The sequence below is a fragment of the Pseudomonas nabeulensis genome (assembly GCF_004682045.1).
GTDB lineage: Bacteria > Pseudomonadota > Gammaproteobacteria > Pseudomonadales > Pseudomonadaceae > Aquipseudomonas > Aquipseudomonas nabeulensis.
In genome coordinates this window covers 1-21,313 of record NZ_QUZT01000031.1, presented here as the reverse complement: position 1 = coordinate 21,313, position 21,313 = coordinate 1, and the positions used below count along the sequence as shown (strand labels likewise).

General features: G+C 59.8%; 19 protein-coding genes. 2 read left to right on the top strand and 17 right to left on the bottom strand.

Annotation, left to right across the window (positions count from 1 at the left end):
- Window position 1: 1 nt before the first annotated feature.
- The 17 genes from DYL61_RS17080 to DYL61_RS16995 all read right to left on the bottom strand — a co-directional run bounded on the left by DYL61_RS17080 (window position 2) and on the right by DYL61_RS16995 (window position 18,638).
- Window positions 2-805, bottom strand: coding sequence for an ABC transporter ATP-binding protein (locus tag DYL61_RS17080; protein WP_135309299.1), 804 nt, complete (start codon window positions 803-805; stop codon window positions 2-4).
- A complete protein-coding gene (locus tag DYL61_RS17075) occupies window positions 802-1,950 on the bottom strand; it encodes an ABC transporter permease (RefSeq protein WP_135309298.1) in 1,149 nt (382 codons plus the stop codon). The genes DYL61_RS17080 and DYL61_RS17075 overlap by 4 nt, the downstream gene beginning before the upstream one ends.
- Before the next feature lie 54 nt (window positions 1,951-2,004).
- On the bottom strand, window positions 2,005-3,036 hold the full coding sequence (locus DYL61_RS17070) for a DUF5924 family protein (protein ID WP_135309297.1): 1,032 nt from the start codon (window positions 3,034-3,036) through the stop codon (window positions 2,005-2,007).
- A 72-nt stretch (window positions 3,037-3,108) separates the two neighbouring features.
- Entirely contained in the window at window positions 3,109-4,491 is a 1,383-nt protein-coding gene (locus tag DYL61_RS17065) for a M16 family metallopeptidase (protein ID WP_135309296.1), read from the bottom strand.
- A 57-nt stretch (window positions 4,492-4,548) separates the two neighbouring features.
- The gene (locus DYL61_RS17060; RefSeq protein WP_135309295.1) at window positions 4,549-6,207 is read right to left on the bottom strand and encodes a Na/Pi cotransporter family protein; all 1,659 of its coding nucleotides are present in this window, start codon (window positions 6,205-6,207) and stop codon (window positions 4,549-4,551) included.
- A 212-nt stretch (window positions 6,208-6,419) separates the two neighbouring features.
- Window positions 6,420-7,187 (bottom strand): TerC family protein, encoded by a 768-nt coding sequence (locus tag DYL61_RS17055; RefSeq protein ID WP_105699069.1) that lies wholly within the window; start codon window positions 7,185-7,187, stop codon window positions 6,420-6,422.
- Window positions 7,188-7,251: 64 nt separating this feature from the next.
- On the bottom strand, window positions 7,252-8,559 hold the full coding sequence (locus tag DYL61_RS17050; protein ID WP_135309294.1) for a CitMHS family transporter: 1,308 nt from the start codon (window positions 8,557-8,559) through the stop codon (window positions 7,252-7,254).
- Between the two features lie 371 nt (window positions 8,560-8,930).
- Window positions 8,931-10,892 carry a DUF7844 domain-containing protein gene (locus DYL61_RS17040; RefSeq protein ID WP_135309293.1) on the bottom strand — a complete coding sequence of 654 codons (1,962 nt, stop codon included), beginning with the start codon at window positions 10,890-10,892 and terminating at the stop codon, window positions 8,931-8,933.
- Window positions 10,889-11,209 carry a DUF2388 domain-containing protein gene (locus DYL61_RS17035; protein WP_105699072.1) on the bottom strand — a complete coding sequence of 107 codons (321 nt, stop codon included), beginning with the start codon at window positions 11,207-11,209 and terminating at the stop codon, window positions 10,889-10,891. Before DYL61_RS17035 ends, DYL61_RS17040 begins: the two co-directional genes overlap by 4 nt.
- Window positions 11,210-11,235: 26 nt before the next feature.
- Entirely contained in the window at window positions 11,236-11,544 is a 309-nt protein-coding gene (locus DYL61_RS17030) for a DUF2388 domain-containing protein (RefSeq protein WP_135309292.1), read from the bottom strand.
- Window positions 11,545-11,624: 80 nt separating this feature from the next.
- Window positions 11,625-11,945 carry a DUF2388 domain-containing protein gene (locus DYL61_RS17025; RefSeq protein WP_105699074.1) on the bottom strand — a complete coding sequence of 107 codons (321 nt, stop codon included), beginning with the start codon at window positions 11,943-11,945 and terminating at the stop codon, window positions 11,625-11,627.
- A gap of 237 nt (window positions 11,946-12,182) precedes the next feature.
- Entirely contained in the window at window positions 12,183-12,398 is a 216-nt protein-coding gene (locus DYL61_RS17020) for a DUF1127 domain-containing protein (protein ID WP_010168694.1), read from the bottom strand.
- 318 nt (window positions 12,399-12,716) lie between these two features.
- Window positions 12,717-14,210: an acetyl-CoA hydrolase/transferase family protein gene (locus tag DYL61_RS17015; RefSeq protein ID WP_135309291.1), complete on the bottom strand. Its 1,494-nt coding sequence runs from the start codon at window positions 14,208-14,210 to the stop codon at window positions 12,717-12,719.
- A 179-nt stretch (window positions 14,211-14,389) separates the two neighbouring features.
- Entirely contained in the window at window positions 14,390-15,826 is a 1,437-nt protein-coding gene (locus tag DYL61_RS17010) for an NAD(P)(+) transhydrogenase (Re/Si-specific) subunit beta (protein WP_135309290.1), read from the bottom strand.
- Window positions 15,826-16,149: an NAD(P) transhydrogenase subunit alpha part 2 gene (locus DYL61_RS17005; RefSeq protein ID WP_017736000.1), complete on the bottom strand. Its 324-nt coding sequence runs from the start codon at window positions 16,147-16,149 to the stop codon at window positions 15,826-15,828. The genes DYL61_RS17010 and DYL61_RS17005 overlap by 1 nt, the downstream gene beginning before the upstream one ends.
- Window positions 16,150-16,164: 15 nt before the next feature.
- On the bottom strand, window positions 16,165-17,286 hold the full coding sequence (locus tag DYL61_RS17000; protein WP_135309289.1) for a Re/Si-specific NAD(P)(+) transhydrogenase subunit alpha: 1,122 nt from the start codon (window positions 17,284-17,286) through the stop codon (window positions 16,165-16,167).
- A gap of 452 nt (window positions 17,287-17,738) precedes the next feature.
- Window positions 17,739-18,638, bottom strand: coding sequence for a LysR family transcriptional regulator (locus DYL61_RS16995; RefSeq protein WP_135309288.1), 900 nt, complete (start codon window positions 18,636-18,638; stop codon window positions 17,739-17,741).
- Between the two features lie 156 nt (window positions 18,639-18,794).
- On the opposite strand from DYL61_RS16995, the gene DYL61_RS16990 reads away from it, so the two are divergent.
- Complete coding sequence (locus DYL61_RS16990) at window positions 18,795-19,976, top strand: acyl-CoA dehydrogenase (RefSeq protein ID WP_135309287.1); 1,182 nt, start codon at window positions 18,795-18,797, stop codon at window positions 19,974-19,976.
- Window positions 19,977-19,989: 13 nt separating this feature from the next.
- The gene (locus DYL61_RS16985; protein WP_135309286.1) at window positions 19,990-21,210 is read left to right on the top strand and encodes a CaiB/BaiF CoA transferase family protein; all 1,221 of its coding nucleotides are present in this window, start codon (window positions 19,990-19,992) and stop codon (window positions 21,208-21,210) included.
- Window positions 21,211-21,313 lie beyond the last annotated feature (103 nt).

The window sequence follows — 21,313 nt, the reverse complement described above, 5'->3', positions numbered from 1 at the left end:
GTCATACCTCGTTGAGCGATTGAGCGGCATCCAATGCCGCGCGGCCTCGGGGGCCGTGGAAATATTCGTGAATCCAGGCGTCGTCGGTTTCCGAGACGACATCGATGGCATCCGCCACCAGCACTTTCTTCTGCGCCAGCACCGCCACGCGGTCGGTGATGGTGTACAGCGTGTCCAGGTCGTGGGTGACCAGAAACACGCTCAAGCCCAGCGCATCGCGCAGGGTCAGGATCAGTTGGTCGAACTGCGCCGCACCAATCGGATCGAGGCCGGCGGTGGGTTCGTCGAGAAACAGGATGTCCGGGTCCAGGGCCAGGGCGCGGGCCAGGGCAGCTCGCTTGATCATGCCGCCGGACAACGAGGCCGGGTATTTATCGGCGGCCGACAGCGGCAACCCGGCCAGGGCCAGTTTCACCGCAGCCAAGTGCTCGGCATCGCGACGGCTGAGGCCTGCATGCTCGATCAATGGCAGCGCGACGTTCTCGGTGACGGTCAGCGAGGAGAACAAAGCGCCCTTCTGGAACAACACGCCAAAGCGCCGTTCCACCAGCGAGCGTTCATGTTCCGACAGGCTCGGCAGGTTCTTGCCAAACACTCGCACTTCACCTTCGCTGGGCCGACGCAGGCCGACGATGCTGCGCAGCAATACCGACTTACCGCTGCCCGAGCCGCCAACCACCGCCAGGATCTCGCCTTTGTACAAATCCAGGTCGAGGTTCTGGTGCACGCTCTGGCGGCCAAAGCGGTTGCACAGGCCGCGCACTTCAATCACCGCCTCAGTGGGCGCTCGGTGTAGACGACTCACCAGCCCATCTCCATAAAGAACATCGCGGCGACCGCATCCAGCACGATCACCACAAAGATCGATTGCACCACGCTGGAGGTGGTGTGGGCGCCGACGGATTCAGCACTGCCGCTGACCTTGAAGCCTTCCAGGCAACCAATGGCGGCAATCAGGAAGGCGAAGACCGGCGCTTTCACCATGCCCACCAGGAAGTGCTGCACACCGATATCCGATTGCAGCAGCGACAAGAACATGGCCGGTGAAATATCCAACGCCACGGCGCACACCACCCCGCCGCCGACAATGCCCGAGAGCATCGCCAAAAAAGTCAGCATCGGCAGCGCCACCAGTAGCGACAACACGCGTGGTAGCACCAGCAGCTCCATCGGGTCCAGGCCCAGGGTGCGGATGGCGTCGATTTCTTCGTTGGCCTTCATCGAGCCAATTTGTGCGGTAAAGGCACTGGCGGTGCGGCCGGCGATCAGGATGGCGGTGAGCAATACACCGAATTCCCGTAGGAAAGAGAACGCCACCAGGTCGACAGTAAAGATCGTCGCGCCAAAGCTCTTGAGTACCGTGGCGCCAAGAAACGCCACCACGGCGCCCACCAGAAAGGTCAGCAAGGCCACGATCGGCGCCGCGTCGAGGCCGGTCTGCTCGATATGCGCAACCATCGGCGTGATGCGCCAGCGCTTGGGCCGGAAAATGCCGCGGGCGAAGGTTTCCAGGATCAGGCCGATAAAGCCCAGCAGTTGCTTGCTGTCTTGCCAGACTTTATCCACCGCCCGGCCAATACGTGCCAATACCTGAATGCCAGCGGCTTCTTCCGGGGCTTTATCGGGTACGCAAAAATCATTGAGGGAGCGATAGACCGTCTTGAGCAATGCGCGGTCGGCGGCGGACAAGCTGCAATCGGTTTGCTCGGCGGATTGCTCGATACGGGTCGGGCCCAGCAGTTCCACCAGCAGCGATGCACCGGCGGTGTCCAGCGCGCCGAGGCCATTGAGGTCGATGCGCGCGCCGGCGTCGTATTGGCCGTCGAGTTTGTCCGACAGCTTTTTCAGCTTGGCGTAGTGGGCAAGCGTCCAGTCCCCCGTAATCCGGAGTAACGGCGGAGTGGTGGACGTATCGAGTTGGGCTGCGCCGGCCGTTGAACTACTGGTCATAAGCTCCGAGCTTGTTTGGCTATCCACAATTCCTACGTAATAGCACGATACAGCCTACTTTGGGTTGTCCGTTTGTGCTGTGTCAGTCACTTTGAAGCGCAGCACGCCGATCACTTGACCATCTTCGGTCAGCACCCGCACCTGCCAGCGGCCCACGGCATCGGCCGGGAAATTCTGCTTGTGGGTCCAGGCGCGATAACCCTCTTTGCGCCCGCCATGAATGTCCAGGGCAATGCGGTCGACCTCGTTGCCGTTGAATTGCCACACGTGGTAGATCCGTTCATCCAGGCCGCGCGGCGCATTGATTGCGGTGTAGGCGTACAGCCCGCCGCTGCGCAGTTGGGCGGCGCTGACTTCCTTGAGGTCATCCCCTGGCGTGCGGTCTTGCAGCGAGGTACTGATCGCCACTTCGGTCATCCACAACGTAGCCGGTGGCACCCAGCTGCGTAGGAACCAGCCGGCACAGCCAATGGCGGCAGTGACCCCCAGTAACATTGCCCAGCCTTTGACGCTGCGCAGCGGCAGGCTCACCGCCAGGCTCGGGATCGACAACAGCATGGCCACGCCAAGGGCCAGTTTGTAACTCTCGGCGGTGGTCAGGTGCAGGATGATCGGCAACGCGGTCAACAGCGCGGCGAACAGGGTCAGGGTGTGCAGCGCCAGGAACAGCGAGCGCTTGGGTGCCAGCCACTTGTAGTACAGCGGGTCGGTGATCGACACCAGGGCCGCTGCGCCGAGCAGGCCGGTGAATACCGATTGGCCGCTGTTCCACGCGGTGGTGACGAAAAAGAATGGCAGTACAAAGAACAGGCTTTCCTGGTGGATCATCTGCGTCGCATAGCGCAGCAGCGGTTCGGGGATTTCGCGCTTGAACACTTTGGTGAACAGCTGGGTGAAGCTGTTTTCCAGCATCAGCCACAACCAGCTCACCAGCATGATCACCGCGATCCAACTGGCCATGCCTTGCTGGCGGTCCACCAGGATGAAGCTGCACACCCCCGAGATGAAGCCGCCGAGTGCAATCACCCCTGGGTAGCGCTTCATCAGTTCGAGGATGCGGGTGATCAAGCGGGTCAGGTTTTGCATTCGGCGGTTCGCAGTCTTTGTAGGAAAAAATCCCCGACAGAATAACGTCTTAGCCCTGTCTTCGGTGCCTGATTACGTGATCCGTTTGCGATAAACCCGCACGCCGATCAATACAATCGCGATCAGCCCGACGACGCCGACGCCGATCCAACTGAGGGCGTCGTAACTCAGCAAAGGCTTTTCGATACGCCAGTAGCCGGGTTGTTTGAACACCTCACGCAGGGCTTGGTTGGTCTGGTCCAGGCTCACCGCCTTGATGCGTTTGACCGGGTCGCTGAAATGCCCGTTGTTGTAGTCGCCGGCGGCGCTCCAGTAGTAGTCGGCCAGGGCGCTGTTGCCCTGCACTGCCCAGGCCTGTCGGGCGATGGCGGCTTGTTGCAGGCGGGCGAATACCGCAGGGTCGAGGCCGTTCTTGAGCAATTGTGCGCGCAGGTCTTGCAGTACCTGTTCGGCCTCGGGGAGGTTTTCCCGCTCAAGGTCGGCGTTCAGGCTGAGGAAACCAACGCCGCCGAGCACTTCGCGCTCGCTCCACGGGCCGTAGGACAAGGCGTGCTTGAGGCGCAGTTGGCGGTAAAGCGCCCAGTCTAGGTAGTCCTTGAGCAGGTCGTAGGTTTCATCGTGCTGGTCGTCCAGCACCGGTTCGGGGAACAGCCAGTGCAGTTTGGCGCTGTCACCGATCCAGCCGTGGATCAGTTCGCGGTGGCTGGCGGCGGTGTGCTGGATTTCCGGGAGTGCCGGGTGCTCGGTGGGATCGACCGGATCGAGTTCGCCGTAAGTGCGTTCCAGATAGGCAGGCAGCAGTTTGTCGAGGTCGCCGACGATGATCAGGGTCATGTTGTTGGGGGCGTACCAGTTGTTGCGCAGGGCCTGCAATTGATCGCGGGTCAGGTGATCGACCTCGGCGCGTTCGGCGCATTTGAGGCCCAGCTCAACGGCCAGCTGGTTGCTGGCGGTGTGGCCCAGGTCCTGGCGGTCCAGCAGGCGTTGCAGGTGCGAGTAATGGCCGCCGTCTTCGCGCTGTACCACTTGCTTGGCGGCGCTGATATTGGCGTCGGTCAGCTCGGTGCGGGTGATGATGGCCAGCAGCAGGTCCAGCACCTTGCGCTGGTTTTGCGCCGGGGCCTCGATCACGAAGGTGGTGTCGGCATTGCTGGTGTAGGCGTTCCACTCGCCGCCGAGGGCTTGCATGCGGTCTTCGAGGTCGCCTTCACCTCCGCCGTCGATGCCGCTGAACAGCAAGTGTTCCAGCAGGTGTGGCAGTTCCTTTTCCTCACACGGGAAGTCGTCGAGGCCTACGCCCACCACCAACCGGATCGCCACATGCCCGCGTTCGGTGCCCGGCTTGAGCAGCAATTGCAGGCCGTTGGGCAGGGTATAGCCCTCGACTTGCAAGCGGTCAAAGGCAAAGGCATGGGCAGAACCCATGAGCAGGCAGGCGAATAACAGGCGACGCATAACTAGCTTCCTGGCGAGTGAGGTCAGTTTTAACTGACTTCACGGGCCATCATCCGTTCAGGGCGAATGTGTGATGTCGGCAATATCGTCGGCGGAGAGCGCGCCGGTGTCGGACGTTTCCAACACTACATACGCACTGCTGCAAAACAACGAGTTGAGGCGTTTCATGTCGGCAATCAGCTCCAGGTGCAGGGAACTGGTCTCCAGGCTCTGTACGATCTTGCGTTGCAGGCGGCTCACATGGGCGTGGGCCAGGCGGCGTTCCTGGGCGCGGAAGCGACGCTTCTCACGCAGTAATTGGCGCGCGCTTTCCGGGTCGGCGCTGAGGAATACCGACAGGCCCAGGCGCAAGTTGGCGATCAACTGGCTGTGCAAGCCGGAGAGTTCTTCCAGGCCGACTTCGGAGAATTGCCGGCGCTGGGAGGTTTTTTGCTGCTGGACTTTGCGCAGCATGCGTTCGATCAGGTCACCGGCCAGTTTCAGGTTGATCGACAGTTCGATGATCTCGGCCCAGCGGCGGCTGTCTTGTTCACTGAGGTCTTCGCGGGGCATTTGCGCCAGATAGAGCTTGATCGCGCTGTAGAGCGCTTCAACGTCGTCGCTGAGGCTGCGCATTTCCTGGGTGATGGCGGTTTGTTTGCCGCGCAGCACTTCCTGCATTGAGGTCAGCATATTGTCGATCAGGTCGCCCAGGCGCAGGGTTTCGCGGGCGGCGTTGGCCAGGGCCAGGCTTGGGGTGTCGAGCGCGGTCGGGTCGAGGTGGCGCGGCTTGGCCTTGCCGTTGGCTTCCGGTTGTTCCGGCAGCAGCCAGGCGCACAGGCGTGACATCGGGCCAATGCTGGGCAGCAGGATCAGGCAGCGGCTGACGTTGTAGAGCAGGTGGAAGGTGATGACCATGCCTTGGGCGCTGTAGTCCAAGCCGTCCATCCAGCGTACGAGGGGGTCGAGTACCGGAATGATCAGCAACAGGCCGATCAATTTGTACAACAGGCTGCCGAGGGCCACTTGGCGCCCGGCGGCGTTTTGCATATTGGTGCTGAGGAACGCCAGCACACCGCTGCCGATATTGGCGCCGATCACCAGGCCGATGGCCACGTGCAAACCGATCACTCCGGCACCGGCCAGGGTGGCGGTCAACAGCACCGCAGCCAGGCTGGAGTAGGAAATCATGGCGAACAGCGCGCCGACCAAGGCGTCCAGCATGATGTCGCCGGTCAGCGAGGCGAAGATGACTTTGACCCCCTGGGCATGGGTAATCGGCCCGGCGGCTTCGACGATCAATTGCAGCGCAAGAATGATCAAGCCCAGGCCGATCCCGACGCGGCCCATCTGCCCTGCCCGCGTCTGTTTGCGCGACAGAAAGAAAATCACCCCGAGAAAGATCAGCAGCGGCGACAACCAGGACAAATCAAAGGTCAGCACCCGCGCCATCAACGCCGTACCGACGTCGGCACCGAGCATGGTCGCCAGTGCGGGCGTCAGCCCCATCAGGCCTTGGCCGACAAACGAAGTAACCAGCATCGCCGTGGCGTTGCTGCTCTGCACCATGGCTGTCACCAGGATACCGGCGACAAACGCCAGCCAGCGCTTGGACATGTTCTGCCCGATGACTTGGCGCAAGTTGGAACCGTAGACCCGCAGGATGCCGGTTCGGACGATGTGCGTGCCCCAGATAAGCAGGGTCACGGCGGAAAGCAGATTGAGCAAGGTCAGCATGCTCGGCCCCCCGTGTGGGTGCGCTCGAAAAAGAGCGAAGGAAGTTTGCCGCGTGCCGTTCTACTTCTTGTACTTAAGCTGTAGTTGGCGAATGGGCTCTGCGCCAGCATCGCATAGCTAAAGTGGGGATTGAAACAAAAGTGTCATGAAATCAGCTTTCTACGGATGAAAAAAAGGGGCTTATAAAAAGCCCCTTTTGGTCTGGCTCGGGTTTATTGACCCGGAATGTCCTTGCGCAGTTTCACCGGATCCTGCTGTTTCTTCTTTTTCGCGATGGCGGTGCGCATCTTGATGTTCACCGCTTCTACCGCCAGGGAGAACGCCATGGCGAAGTAGACGTAGCCTTTTGGCACGTGCACGTCGAAGGCTTCGGCGATCAACACCGTACCCACGACCAGCAGGAACGACAGCGCGAGCATTTTCAGCGACGGGTGCTTGTCGATGAATTCGCTGATGGTGCCAGCGGCCAGCATCATCACCAGTACGGCCACGACAATCGCCGCGACCATCACCGGCACATGGGAGACCATGCCGACGGCGGTGATCACCGAGTCCAGGGAGAACACGATGTCGATGATGGCGATCTGAATGATGGTGTAGATGAACTTGCCACCGGCGCCTTTCGGCTCATCGTGGGTTTCGTCTTCACCTTCCAGGGCGTGGTACATCTCCTGGGAGCTTTTCCACAGCAGGAACAGGCCGCCGAAGAACAGGATCAAGTCGCGACCGGAGATGCCTTGGCCGAACACCACGAACAGGTCGGCGGTCAGTTGCATCACCCAGGTGATCGACAGCAGCAACAGGATTCGCGTGACCATGGCCAGCGCCAGGCCGAAGATCCGGGTGCGCGCCTGCATATGCTTGGGCATGCGGCTGACCAGGATCGAAATCATGATGATGTTATCGATACCCAGGACGATCTCGAGGGCCGTCAGGGTGAAGAAGGCAATCCAGATTTCCGGATTGGTCAGCCATTCCATGTGTATTCCTTTGAGCAAGTGTTAAACCGGGCAAGCTGCAGCGCCGCCCGGTGAGTCGGTAGGATTATAGAGTGCTGAACAGAGGAAAAATCCCCATCAGCAACGCGGCGAACATTATGCACAGGCACACCAGCACTGCCCACTTGAGGGTGAAGCGCTGGTGATCGCCGAATTCGATACCGGCCAGGGCCACCAACAGGTAGGTGGACGGCACCAGCGGGCTGAGCAAGTGCACCGGCTGGCCAACGATGGAGGCGCGGGCCATTTCCACGGCGGTGATGCCGTAATGGCTGGCGGCTTCGGCCAGCACCGGCAGTACGCCGTAGTAAAACGCATCGTTGGACATGAAGAAGGTGAACGGCATGCTCACCAACGCAGTGATCACCGCCAGGTACGGGCCCAACGCGTCAGGAATGACCGCCAGCAGGCTCTTGGACATGGCATCGACCATGCCGGTGCCCGACAGGATGCCGGTGAAGATACCCGCGGCGAAGATCAGCCCGGTCACTGCCAGTACGCTGCCGGAGTGGGCGGCGATGCGGTCTTTCTGCATCTGCAGGCACGGGTAGTTGACGATCATCGCGATACTGAACGCCACCATGAACAGCACTGGCAACGGCAAAAGGCCGGCGATCAGGGTGCACATCAGGGCGAAGGTCAGCGCGCCGTTGAACCAGATCAGCTTGGGACGGCGGGCGTCAGGGTATTGCGACACGCTGATTTCGCTGTGGTCGATCTCATCGCCTTGCAGGTGCAGTTCACCCAGGCGGGCACGTTCGCGCTTACCGTACATATAGGCGATCACCAGAATCGCCACGACCCCGGCGGCCATGGCCGGGATCATCGGCACAAAGATATCCGACGGGTCCACGTGCAGCGCACTGGCGGCACGGGCAGTTGGGCCACCCCAAGGGGTCATGTTCATCACGCCACCGGCGAGGATGATCAGGCCGGCCATGATCCGTGGGCTCATGCCGATGCGCTGGTACAGCGGCAGCATGGCGGCTACGCAGATCATGTAGGTGGTGGCGCCGTCACCGTCGAGGGAAACCACCAGAGCCAGCACGGCGGTGCCGACCGAGACCTTCAGCGGGTCGCCCTTGACCATCTTGAGGATCTTGCGCACGGCCGGGTCGAACAGGCCGGAGTCGATCATCAGGGCAAAGTAGAGAATGGCGAACATCAGCATCACGCCCGTTGGCGCAAGCTTGGTGATGCCTGCCAGCATCATCGGGCCGATCTCCGGCGCGAAACCGCCGAACAGCGCGAACAGGATAGGCACGATGATCAAGGCGATCAGCGCGGACAGGCGCTTGGTCATGATCAGGAACATGAACGTGATGACCATGGCAAAGCCAAGGAAAGTCAGCATAGGAATACTCCAGGCGTAGCGCGGCTAAGGAATGGCGAACCGGATGGGGCTCAGCGCAGAACGAAAGGCACGAGGCGTACGGGGGGAGTTGGGGCAAACAGGCGGGTACGAGCGGACATCGGGAATCACCATTGTTGTTGTGTACAGCCGGTCTGTTGCCGGCAGTTGGGGGCGATCCTAGACGGGTAAGCTTTCAGCCAGCTTTCGCTGGAAAAACAGGTGATAAAGGGAAGACACACAGTCTTTGGACATATAGAGATCAAATGTGGGAGGGGGCTTGCCCCCGATTGCAGTGGATCAGCCAATAAATCTGGTGGCTGACACACCGCTATCGGGGGCAAGCCCCCTCCCACATTGGATATGTGTTTACTTTAGGGCAGTTCGAGGCCGCCGGCGGCTTTGTGAAGCTTGCGCAAGTGTTCGCCTACTTGCTTGAGGTTAGCCTCGCAGGCGGCAATCTCATCCGCACGGGCCGGGTCCAGCAGCGCCCTCACCTCTTTATCCAAATCGCCAGTCAGCGATTGCAGCTGCTTCTGGCGCTCGGCGCTTTCCGATTCCAGGCGTTTGGCTTCAGACGGTTGCGGCAAGCCGTAGCCGCCGCTGTCCAGCAGTTCTGCCGGGCGGCTGAGGAAGCCGCTGTTGGCGAGGATTTGTTGCAAGGTGTGATTGGCCTTCTCCATGCCGCCGTTTTTCAGCTCGCGGGCGCCGAGATAGCGCTGTTTGACTTCGTCCTGGGCGAGCATCAATTGCTTGCGGTAGCTCGCCTGTTCCAGCAGCAACAGTGCGGCGCTGGTGCGCAGGTCGGCCTGGTCGAACCATGGGCGGCGCTCGGCGGCGCTGAGGGACAGCCAGTCTTCGACCTGGGTCTGCTTGATCGGCAGATGCTTGCGCAGTACGTCGAACATCGCCTGGTAGCGTTCGCGGAAGGAGTCGAAGTGATAGCCCAGGCGCAGGGCGTTGCGTTTGTCGTCGAGTACGCTGGTGTCGGCCAGGCCGCGGGCGCTGAGGACTTCCAGCAACCCGTTGGGGGTGATGTTGTCCAGCCCGGTCAGTTGCGGATTGGCGCTGCCGCTGCGCAACAGTTTCAAACTCTCCACTGCACAGTTATTGGAAATGAAGAAGTAATTGCCGTCGTAGCTCCAATGCATCTCGGCGGCGTGCTCGACGGTGTCGTTGATTTCCTGGCGCGTCAGTTTCAGGGGCACAGAGGCCAGGCCGCGCAGTTCGGTCTTGGTGTATTCGTCGATCACCTGGGCCAGCGGCAGTACGAACAGTCGCGACGGGTACTTGCCCACCAAACCATCCCAGCTCGACAGTTGTACGTCACCGACGAACGCGCGATAGGACAACACCAGGTGCTGGTCCAGGTCCAACCGGCAATCCGGACCACGTGGGCGGCCGGGGGCGCAGATCACCAGGCGCAACATGCTGTGGCCCCAGCGGCTGACCAGGTTCTGGTTGGCTTCGGCCAGCAGGTAGTCGATTTCGTAGACGCGCTCCGGGTCAATCTGGCCCAGCGGGGTCTTGGCAAAGTCGTTGCCGGCGTTCAGGAAGGGGTAGGTCTTCGCGCAAGCGTCCTGCTCGGGCGGTGCCCAGCCGAAGTGTTCCTTGTAATAACGAAACAGCGCGGGGCGTCGGCAGCTGTAGCTGGGATCGAGCAGGAAGTACTCCATGTTGACCGCAACGAATTCCAGCGGGCTGGTGGTTTCGTAGATGTCCGGGCTGCGGGCAACCTGATGGTTATGCTGTTCTCGCTCACCACGGCGGCCGACGTATTGCGGCCAGCCGGCGAGATCCAGCAGGCGCGGGTCGTCGCTCAAGGTGAAGCGGCGGTCATTCTGGCCACGGCATTGGTCGGGCAGGCCGATCAGGCCGGTGATGTTGTTCTGGCGGCTGCAACGGTTGATCAGTTGGCGCTCGTCGTTGGACCACAGGCGCGCACGGTCGTAGATGTGGGTCAGTTCATGCAGCACGGTGGCGAGCATTTCCCGGCGCACGGTGCCGTGGGGACGATGGGTTTTTTGCGTGGCAGCGCTGCCGTCGGTCAGGCTGGCGAGCAGGTTGCTGTTGAGGTCCAGTTCGGACACCAGGGACGCCTGGCCGTAGGCGTTCTCGGGCATCTTGTCGGTCCAGCCGACATCGATACGCCGATCCAACTGCTCGATGAAGCGCGGTGGCAACGAGCGCATTGCTTCATCGAGCAACGCCTGGCTGGCCTGCTGTTGGGCCGCGCTCAAGCCTTCGGTCTTGAGCCGCAGTTGCAGGCTGGCCTGGGCTGCGCCTGCACTGAGCAGCACAGCCCACGCCAAGAGCCAGGCGGCGAGGCGCCTCACAGCGCGAGGATAGCTTCGGCGAGGCTCTGGTCACTGACGTCACGCGTTTCGGGCATGCGTGTACGAATGGTGTCGAAGGCCGCTTCCAGTTGTGCGCCACGGATCTCGCCATTGCTGGCGACGAAACTGGCGGCATCATCGTGGGCTTCGCGCACGACTTTGGAATCGCGGATGGAGGTGGTGGTGTCCGAGGTGAAATCAATGGTACGGCCAGAGGCGCGAACAATGATGTTACTGGTGGCCACCAGGGTATGCGCCTGGGCAACGTCGGCCAACAACAGCAGGCCAAGGGTGGCGGCGATCAGCGGGCTACGCATGGAATGACTCCGAAATACAAAGATAACTATTGGACGAGAATTGCTTGTGCCAGTTCACGGTCGCTGGCGTTAAGTTTTGGCTGGGTGCGGCGCAGATAATCCAGCGCCGATTCCAGCCGCGCCCCGCACCATTGGCCGTCTGTGGCAATGAACGCGGCCGCGTCATCCTGGGCGGCTACGATCACTTTCCTGTCGAACGGCGCAGACGTCACCTTGCTGGTGGCATACGCGGTCGCGACAGTGCTTTGGGTGGTCAGGTCAAAGGCCGAAGCCAAGGGTGACCAGCCAGCGGAAAACAACACGGGGACGATTAACAGACGGTATGAAAAAGCCATGGGACTCGACAACTGAAAACGAGCGCCAAGGCTAGCGTAATGCCCGGGCGAGAGCCAGCGCCCAGGCATCAGCCCCGCGGTCAGATAGCCAGGATTGCTTGGGCCAGTTGCGCGTCAGTCGCAGTGTTCAGTTGTGGAGCTTGTTGACGGATTTGAGCCAGGGCGCTTTCCAGCTTCACGCCGCGGATGGCGCCGTTGGTGGCGACAAAGCTGGCGGCGTCATCACGGGCAGCGCGGACGACCTTGTTGTCACGCAGGGACGAGGTGGCATCGGAAGTGGCGTCAGAGGTGGCTTTGAGTGCGCCAACGATCGAGTCAGTGGTCACGATAAGGCTGGTCGCATGGGCGTTTGCAGCCACAGCCAACAGGGCAGCGGCACTCAGCAGGCGAAGACGGGACATAGGAGACTCCTTTTAATGAACGGCTAGGGCGGGATATTAATCCGCGAGCGGGCAGTTAGGCATTCTATTTAAAGTGTACTGGTTGTTTTTGATTTTTATAAAATTGTACTGTTTTGCCTTTTCGAGGAAAATCCCAGGCAAAACAAAGCCCGCTTCCGGTTACCCGGAGCGGGCTTTGTTGTGACAAATCTGGTTGCTGGCGGTGGACCCGAGAGGTCAGGGCCAGCGAGCGCTAAATTAGCGCCAGAACGGCTTGCTCAGCTCTTCGTAGCGTTGAGCTTCGCTGATACCAGCGTCAGCCAGCAGACGCGAATCCAGACGAGCCAATTGGTGGCGGCTGGAGATGCGGCGCTGCCACAACATCAGGTTGGCGATAACGCGCAAAGGCAGGGAGGCCTGGGTGTTTACAGCTTTTTCTTCGAAGAACAGATCGGAACTGAGTGTACGTTCCATGATGACATCCTTCCGCTTGTGGCGGGATTAGGTAGTGGTTTAACTGATGCCAATGATCCTCTCCCGGCGCAAGACTCTCTAGATACAGTTCACCTGTATTGTGAGGGGCCAGTTAACTGTTTAAGGGTGCTGTACTGTACGGAAATGGGGCAACTGTACCTATGCGCACTGAAACAGTGCGAAATGGGCATTTTCGGGAAGTGGTGTGGGATATTTCGGTAGGAAAAGACCGGTACAGCAGTACAGTTTTTGTCAGAACCAAGCGAGAGGCATCCGGGCTGATGAAACTGTATTTGCATCAGCCCGAATCTGTATCAATCACGCCTTGAGCATATGCCCGGTTTCTTCCAGGTTAATGTGCCAACTCAGTGCCTCGCGCAGGATGTGCGGGGTGTGCCCGCCAATGGCGCAAGCGGCATCGAAGTAGGTGTTCAGCGCGTCGCGATACGCCGGATGCACACAGTTGTCGATGATCACCCGTGCCCGCTCCCGTGGTGCCAGGCCGCGCAGGTCGGCCAGCCCGACTTCGGTCACCAGGATGTCGACGTCATGCTCGGTATGGTCCACATGGCTGACCATCGGCACCACACTGGAAATCGCGCCACCCTTGGCGATGGATTTGGTGACAAAGATCGCCAGGTGCGCGTTGCGCGCGAAGTCCCCGGAGCCGCCAATGCCGTTCATCATCCGCGTGCCGCAGACGTGGGTGGAGTTGACGTTGCCGTAGATGTCGAACTCCAGCGCCGTGTTGATCCCGATAATCCCCAGGCGGCGTACCACCTCAGGGTGGTTGGAGATTTCCTGTGGGCGTAGGACCAGTTTGTCCTTGTACTTCTCCAGATTGCCGAACACGTCGGCGTTGCGCCGCTCCGACAAGGTGATCGAACTGCCCGAGGCGAAGCTCAGCTTGCCGGCGTCGATCAGGTCGAATGTGGAGTCCTGCAACACTTCCGAGTACATGGTCAGTTCTTCGAACGGCGATTCGATCAGGCCGCACATTACCGCGTTGGCGATGTTGCCGATGCCGGCCTGCAGTGGGCCGAGCTTGTTGGTCATGCGCCCGGCGTCCACTTCCTGCTTGAGGAAGTTGATCAGGTGATTGGCGATGCCCTGGGTGTCGCTGTCAGGCGGCGTCACCGTGGAGGCGGAGTCGGCCTGGTTGGTGATCACGATGGCGACGATCTTTTCCGGCGGGATCGGGATTGCGGTGCTGCCAATGCGGTCGTCGACCTTCACCAGTGGGATCGGTGTGCGGGTCGGGCGGTAGGTCGGGATATAGATGTCGTGCAACCCTTCCAGGTTCGCGTTGTGTGCCAGGTTGATCTCGACGATCACCTGCTTGGCAAAAATCGCGAAGCTGGCCGAGTTGCCCACGGACGTGGTCGGCACAATGTGGCCCTGCTCGGTGATCGCCACCGCTTCAATCACGGCGATGTCCGGCAACTTGAGCTGGTTGTTGCGCAGTTGCTCAACGGTTTCCGACAGATGCTGATCAATGAACATGACCTTGCCGGCGTTGATGGCCTTACGCAGGGTGCTGTCGACCTGGAACGGCATGCGTCGGGACAGTACGCCGGCTTCGGTGAGCTGCTTGTCCAGGTCGTTGCCCAGGCTGGCACCGGTCATCAGGGTGATTTGCAGCGGGGAGGTCTTGGCGCGTTCGGCCAGGGCGTGAGGTACGGCTTTGGCTTCACCGGCACGGGTGAAACCGCTCATGCCGACGGTCATGCCGTCTTCGATCAGTGCGGCGGCGTCTGCCGCGCTCATGACCTTGTTCAACAACGAAGGCAAGCGGATGCGATCACGGTACATGGATTCTTATCTCAGGCTACGGAAGCAAGGTGCGCAGTTTAGTGATTTCAAAAAAAAACGGCCCGCTACCATGGTCGAATGCCGGGCAGCGATTTAGAGCCTTTGGTCGGGTTTCATGAAGCAATAAAAAACCCCAGCCTACGTTAGGCCGGGGTTTCGAGTATTGCGCTGTAGCAGGGTTACTCGACGGCTTTGACCATGTCTTCGATGACCTTCTTTGCGTCACCAAAGACCATCATGGTCTTGTCCAGGTAGAACAGTTCGTTGTCCAAACCGGCATAACCGCTGGCCATCGAGCGCTTGTTGACGATAATGGTCTTGGCCTTGAAGGCTTCGAGAATCGGCATGCCGGCAATGGGTGAGTTGGGGTCGTTCTTCGCGGCCGGGTTGACCACGTCGTTGGCGCCCAACACCAGCACCACGTCGGCCTGGCCGAACTCGGAGTTGATGTCTTCCATCTCGAACACCTGGTCGTAAGGCACTTCGGCCTCGGCGAGCAGCACGTTCATGTGGCCAGGCATACGACCGGCTACGGGGTGGATCGCGTACTTCACGGTCACGCCGTGGTGAGTCAGCTTCTCGGTCAACTCCTTGAGCGCGTGTTGTGCCCGTGCTACCGCCAGGCCGTAGCCTGGAACGATGATCACGGTGTCGGCGTTGGTCAGCAGGAAAGTCGCGTCGTCAGCCGAGCCGGATTTGACCGGGCGTGCTTCTTTAGAGCCTGCCGCAGCACTGGCATCTGGCGCATTGCCGAAACCGCCGAGCAGTACATTAAAGAAGGAACGGTTCATCGCCTTGCACATGATGTACGACAGGATCGCGCCGCTGGAGCCCACCAGGGAGCCGGCGATGATCAGCATCGAGTTGTTCAGCGAAAAACCGATCCCCGCCGCTGCCCAGCCGGAGTAGCTGTTGAGCATCGACACGACGACCGGCATATCGGCGCCGCCAATCGGGATGATGATCAGCACACCCAGCACGAACGCCAGGGCCAGCATCAGTGCGAACGCGGTGAGGTTGCCGGTGAACATGAACGCCAGGCCCAGACCCAGTGTCAGCAAACCCAGCACCAGGTTGAGCTTGTGCTGGCCGCCGAACTGTACCGGTGCGCCCTGGAACAGACGGAACTTGTACTTGCCCGACAGTTTGCCGAACGCGATCACCGAACCGGAGAAGGTGATGGCACCGATGGCCGCGCCGAGGAACAGCTCCAGACGGTTACCGGCAGGGATCGAATCGCCCAAGTGTTTGACGATGCCCAGGGACTGCGGCTCGACCACCGCGGCAATGGCGATGAATACCGCTGCCAGGCCGATCATGCTGTGCATGAACGCCACCAGCTCCGGCATCTTGGTCATTTCTACGCGCTTGGCCATGATCGAACCGGCGGTGCCGCCGATCAGCAGGCCGACGATCACGTAACCGATACCAGCCGTTGCGAGCTCGGCACCCAGCTTATAGATGAGGCCCACGGTAGTGAGTACCGCCAGCGCCATGCCGAGCATGCCGAACAGGTTGCCGCGACGCGAAGTGGTCGGATGCGACAGGCCTTTAAGGGCCTGGATAAAGCAGATCGACGCGATCAAGTAGAGCGTCGTTACCAGATTCATGCTCATTACTTCTGCACCTCTTCTTTCGCAGCTTTGGGCGCTTTCTTCTTGAACATCTCCAGCATCCTACGGGTAACCAGGAAGCCGCCGAATACGTTGACTGCTGCCAGGGCCACGGCCAGGGTGCCCATGGTCTTGCCCAGTGGGGTCACGGTGAGGGCGGCGGCCAGCATGGCGCCGACGATCACAATTGCGGAAATCGCGTTGGTCACCGCCATCAATGGCGTGTGCAGTGCGGGCGTCACGTTCCAGACCACGTGGTAACCGACATAAATCGCCAGCACAAAGATGATCAGGTTGTAGATACCGGGGGAGATAAGCTCTTCCATCGTCTGAATCCCTGCTTAGGCGTTTTTGCGGATGACTTGGCCGTCGCGGCACATCAGGCACGCGGCGACGATGTCGTCTTCGAGGTTGATTTCAAACTGCCCTTCCTTGGTGAAGACCAGCTTCAGGAAGTCCAGCAGGTTGCGCGCATACAAGGCCGAGGCGTCGGCGGCGACAGCACCGGCGAGGTTGGTCGGGCCACAAATGATCACGCCGTTTTCCACCACGACTTGGTCGGCGACGGTCAGCGGGCAGTTGCCACCTTGGGCAGCGGCGAGGTCGATGACCACCGAGCCGGGCTTCATCTGCGCGACGGTGTCGGCGCTGAGCAAGGTTGGCGCTTTACGGCCGGGGATCAGGGCGGTGGTGATGACGATGTCGGCCTGCTTGGCGCGCTCGTGCACGGCCAGGGCCTGGCGCTGCATCCAGCTGGTCGGCATTGGGCGGGCATAACCGCCGACGCCGACCGCGCATTCGCGTTCTTCATCGGTCTCGTAAGGCACGTCGACGAACTTGGCGCCGAGGGATTCGATTTGCTCTTTCACAGCCGGGCGTACGTCAGACGCTTCGATGACGGCACCCAGGCGTTTAGCCGTAGCAATCGCCTGCAGGCCAGCAACGCCGGCGCCGAGGATCAGCACGCGGGCGGCTTTAACGGTACCGGCAGCGGTCATCAGCATCGGCATGAAGCGCGGGTAGTGATGAGCGGCGAGCAGTACGGCCTTATAGCCGGCGATGTTGGCCTGGGACGACAGCACGTCGAGGCTTTGAGCCCGCGAGGTACGCGGCGCAGCTTCGAGCGCAAAGGCGGTGATGCCACGCTCGGCGAGCTTGGCAATGGTTTCGTTGCTGAACGGGTTGAGCATGCCCACCAATACGGTGCCACTTTTGATCAGCGCGAGTTCGCTGTCGCTAGGGGCTACCACCTTGAGAATCAGCTCGGCGCCAAACGCGTCGTTGGCACTGCCAATGGTCGCGCCTGCCGTTTCATAGGCACTGTCGACGACGCTGGCTTTAATACCGGCTCCGCTTTGTACAGTGACCTTATGGCCCTGGCCGATCAGCTTCTTGATGGTTTCCGGGGTGGCAGCCACCCGCGTTTCACCGGTCTGGGTTTCGAGAGGAACACCAATGTGCACGTCAAATCTCCTGCATGATCTTTTTGCTTTTGATCTTTTTGTAAAAAGGCCAGTGCACCGCGAGTGGCGCAACTGGGGCGGCCGATCAGCACGATCCCGCTGAAATGACAGCGGGGCGCGGCATTTTGCAGGCGAACTTTACGGCCTTCAAGGGATTATGACGGGTGACGAAAAATTAACTACAAGTCACCCTGTGACTGATTGTCGCAACACTCTGAAATAACCTCTTCAAATACATGGGTTTAAAGGGCTGCAGGCATTTATAGAGGCTTTTGTCATCGTTCATATGAATAGGCGGGTATTGGCATGTAATAGTCGCTGAAGGCCTTGAAAATCAACGCGTAGAGGTTGATTTTCAACTGGCAGGTACAGTCTGTCGAAATGCGACATATACGTATATCTGTAGGCTTATGATTTAGCTGACTACAAAGTCAATAAAGCGATTAAAGCCTTTAAACGTTGGGGATGTAACGTCGTGACTGATCAATCAGCCAGTCTCTGAATGCATGCAGCGAGGCTGATTCGACTTTTCTGTCGGGAATCATCAGGTAATAAGCCTTCGAGCTGGTCAGCGCCTCTGGGCTCGCGATGACCAATTGGCGCTCCTCCAGTTCGCGCTGGATAAGGAACGGCGGAATCAGCGCGACGCCCATGTCATGTGTTGCAGCCTGGGACAGCATTGAGAATAGCTCGTAACGCGGCCCTGTCATGTCGCGGGGGATATTCAGTTGCTGGGTGTTGAACCACTGGCGCCAGGCGTAGGGTCGAGTGGTTTGCTGGAGCAGTGGCAGTTGCGCAATCTGTTGGGGGCTGAGTTGCGTGCGGCTACCGAGTAAGCGGGGGCTGCACACGGGGACAGGGTTTTCTCCCATCAGGCGGTGGGATTCTGTACCCGACCAATCGGCATCGCCGAAGTAGATCGCGGCATCGAACTCGGTATCGGCAAAGAGAAACGGGCGCGTACGGTTGGTGAGGTTGACCGTCACTTCCGGGTGTTGGTGCTGGAAGTCCTTGAGGCGAGGTATCAGCCACTGAGTTCCAAAGGTTGGTACAACCGCCAGCTCAATTACGTTCGCGCCTTGCTGGCCCATGACCGACAAGGTGTCGCGTTCTACCGCGTCCAGTTGAGCGGCCACGCGACGACTGTAGGACAGCCCTGCTTCTGTCAGCTTGACTCCGCGCCGTGAGCGGCGAAACAGTTCGACATTCAAAAACTCTTCAAGGCTGGCTATCTGCCGGCAGATGGCGCCTTGGGTGATGGAAAGCTCCAGCGCGGCCTTGGTAAAGCTTTCATGGCGGGCCGCGGCTTCAAAACTGACAAGGGCGGTGGTGCTGGGGATTTTTCTGCGCATGTACCGTGTCCTCACTTGAGAAGCGTACATACGCCGCTCTTATTTGTTTCGAAGTGAGAAATTAGCACAACCCTATGCGGAAACCTCGTTTGCCCTCCTCGCCCGCCGCGCCTAGTCTCTTCCGACGACTTCTGAATTCTGTGCGAGGACTTATTCATGGCTGGCAAGGCAAGCTTCAACTGGATTGACCCGCTGCTGCTGGATCAACAGCTCACCGAAGAAGAGCGCATGGTGCGTGACAGCGCCGAGCAATTTGCCCAGGACAAGCTGGCGCCGCGTGTACTTGAAGCCTTCCGCCATGAAAAGACCGACCCTGCGATTTTCCGCGAAATGGGCGAAACCGGGCTGCTGGGCGCGATGATTCCCGAGCAGTACGGTGGCAGTGGCTTGAACTACGTCAGCTACGGGCTGATTGCCCGTGAAGTGGAGCGCGTCGACTCCGGCTATCGCTCGATGATGAGTGTGCAGTCGTCACTGGTCATGGTGCCTATTAATGAATTCGGCACTGAAGCGCAGAAGCAAAAGTATCTGCCGAAGCTGGCCTCTGGCGAGTGGATCGGTTGCTTTGGTCTGACCGAGCCTAACCATGGTTCCGACCCAGGCGCGATGATTACTCGTGCGCGCAAAGTTGAAGGTGGCTACAGTCTGACCGGCGCGAAGATGTGGATCACCAATAGCCCGATCGCGGATGTGTTTGTGGTGTGGGGTAAGGATGATGCCGGCGATATTCGCGGGTTTGTCCTGGAGAAAGACTGGAAAGGTCTCAGTGCGCCTGCCATTCACGGCAAGGTCGGCCTGCGCGCTTCTATCACCGGTGAGATCGTGATGGATAACGTCTTCGTGCCGGAAGAGAACATCTTCCCGGACGTGCGTGGCTTGAAGGGCCCGTTCACTTGCCTGAATTCGGCGCGTTACGGCATCTCATGGGGTGCGCTGGGCGCGGCGGAGTTCTGCTGGCACACCGCCCGCCAATACACCCTTGATCGCCAGCAGTTCGGGCGTCCGTTGGCGGCTACCCAGTTGATCCAGAAAAAACTGGCCGATATGCAGACTGAGATCACCCTGGCCCTGCAAGGCTGCCTGCGTCTGGGGCGCATGAAGGATGAAGGCACGGCGGCGGTTGAAATCACTTCGATCATGAAACGCAATTCCTGTGGCAAATCCCTGGATATCGCACGTATGGCGCGGGACATGCTCGGGGGCAACGGTATCTCCGACGAGTTCGGTGTGGCGCGTCACTTGGTCAATCTTGAGGTGGTGAATACGTATGAGGGTACTCACGACGTACATGCGCTGATCTTGGGTCGTGCGCAAACCGGTCTTCAAGCGTTCTATTAATAGGGGCATAGGCATGGGCGCGCTTTCGCATCTGCGGGTACTGGATTTGTCGCGAGTACTGGCGGGGCCTTGGTCCGGGCAGATACTGGCGGACCTTGGGGCTGAGGTGATCAAGGTCGAGCGACCAGGTAGCGGTGACGACACGCGCGCCTGGGGGCCACCCTTTCTAAAGGATGCGTATGGTAATAGCACCAGTGAAGCGGCTTATTACCTGTCGGCCAATCGCAACAAAGAGTCGGTGACAATCGACTTCACGCGACCGGAGGGCCAGAAGCTGGTACGTGATCTGGCGGCCAAGTCCGATATTTTGATTGAGAACTTCAAGGTCGGTGGTTTGGCGGCTTATGGCCTGGACTATGAGTCGCTCAAGGCGATTAATCCGCAGCTGATCTATTGCTCCATCACGGGGTTTGGCCAGACGGGCCCCTACGCGGCACGCGCTGGTTATGACTTTATGATCCAGGGTTTGGGCGGCCTGATGAGCCTGACCGGTCGGCCCGAGGGTGATGAGGGGGCTGGGCCGGTAAAGGTTGGGGTGGCGCTGACCGACATTCTTACCGGGCTCTACTCGACCGTGGCGATCCTGGCGGCGCTGGCGCATCGGGATCATGACGGCGGCGGGCAGCATATTGATATGGCATTGCTGGACGTACAGGTGGCTTGCTTGGCGAACCAGGCGATGAATTACCTGACGACGGGTGTGTCGCCCAAGCGCTTGGGCAATGCTCATCCGAATATCGTGCCTTACCAGGATTTTCCTACGGCTGACGGCGACTTCATCCTCACGGTGGGTAATGACGGGCAGTTCCGTAAGTTTGCCGAGGTGGCTGGTCAGCCGCAGTGGGCGGATGACCCGCGGTTCTCTACTAATAAGGTGCGGGTGGCCAATCGGGCTGAACTGATACCGCTGATTCGTCAGGCTACGGTGTTCAAGACTACGGCTGAATGGGTGTCGCAACTGGAGCAGGTTGGCGTGCCTTGTGGGCCGATCAATGATCTGGCGCAGGTGTTTGCTGATCCGCAGGTTCGGGCGCGTGGGTTGGCGATGGAGTTGCCTCATGTATTGGCGGGGATGGTGCCTCAGGTTGCAAGCCCCATACGGCTATCCAAGACGCCTGTGGAATACCGCAGCGCGCCGCCCCTGTTGGGGGAGCATACGGTTCAGGTGCTGCAGACGGTGTTGGGTCTGGGGGAGGCGAATGTGGCTGCCTTAAGGGCGTCGGGCGTTATTTAAGCGGTCTTTTCTATTGCAGGGGCTCTTTTTGATTGTTTTTTAATCAATAGTGGTTTGTTGATAGAAAATCAAAATTAAAGGTTGACGGCAGATTTCAGGTGTC

What these genes read in the sequence shown, in the direction of transcription:
- DYL61_RS17075 (WP_135309298.1), bottom strand. Translation starts at nt 1,950, where the DNA reads ATGACCAGTAGTTCAACGGCCGGCGCAGCCCAACTCGATACGTCCACC.
- DYL61_RS17020 (WP_010168694.1), bottom strand. Translation starts at nt 12,398, where the DNA reads ATGGAACGTACACTCAGTTCCGATCTGTTCTTCGAAGAAAAAGCTGTA.
- DYL61_RS17010 (WP_135309290.1), bottom strand. Translation starts at nt 15,826, where the DNA reads ATGAGCATGAATCTGGTAACGACGCTCTACTTGATCGCGTCGATCTGC.
- DYL61_RS17065 (WP_135309296.1), bottom strand. Translation starts at nt 4,491, where the DNA reads ATGCGTCGCCTGTTATTCGCCTGCCTGCTCATGGGTTCTGCCCATGCC.
- DYL61_RS17015 (WP_135309291.1), bottom strand. Translation starts at nt 14,210, where the DNA reads ATGTACCGTGATCGCATCCGCTTGCCTTCGTTGTTGAACAAGGTCATG.
- DYL61_RS17025 (WP_105699074.1), bottom strand. Translation starts at nt 11,945, where the DNA reads ATGTCCCGTCTTCGCCTGCTGAGTGCCGCTGCCCTGTTGGCTGTGGCT.
- DYL61_RS17005 (WP_017736000.1), bottom strand. Translation starts at nt 16,149, where the DNA reads ATGGAAGAGCTTATCTCCCCCGGTATCTACAACCTGATCATCTTTGTG.
- DYL61_RS17035 (WP_105699072.1), bottom strand. Translation starts at nt 11,209, where the DNA reads ATGCGTAGCCCGCTGATCGCCGCCACCCTTGGCCTGCTGTTGTTGGCC.
- DYL61_RS16990 (WP_135309287.1), top strand. Translation starts at nt 18,795, where the DNA reads ATGGCTGGCAAGGCAAGCTTCAACTGGATTGACCCGCTGCTGCTGGAT.
- DYL61_RS16985 (WP_135309286.1), top strand. Translation starts at nt 19,990, where the DNA reads ATGGGCGCGCTTTCGCATCTGCGGGTACTGGATTTGTCGCGAGTACTG.
- DYL61_RS17055 (WP_105699069.1), bottom strand. Translation starts at nt 7,187, where the DNA reads ATGGAATGGCTGACCAATCCGGAAATCTGGATTGCCTTCTTCACCCTG.
- DYL61_RS17050 (WP_135309294.1), bottom strand. Translation starts at nt 8,559, where the DNA reads ATGCTGACTTTCCTTGGCTTTGCCATGGTCATCACGTTCATGTTCCTG.
- DYL61_RS17060 (WP_135309295.1), bottom strand. Translation starts at nt 6,207, where the DNA reads ATGCTGACCTTGCTCAATCTGCTTTCCGCCGTGACCCTGCTTATCTGG.
- DYL61_RS17030 (WP_135309292.1), bottom strand. Translation starts at nt 11,544, where the DNA reads ATGGCTTTTTCATACCGTCTGTTAATCGTCCCCGTGTTGTTTTCCGCT.
- DYL61_RS16995 (WP_135309288.1), bottom strand. Translation starts at nt 18,638, where the DNA reads ATGCGCAGAAAAATCCCCAGCACCACCGCCCTTGTCAGTTTTGAAGCC.
- DYL61_RS17070 (WP_135309297.1), bottom strand. Translation starts at nt 3,036, where the DNA reads ATGCAAAACCTGACCCGCTTGATCACCCGCATCCTCGAACTGATGAAG.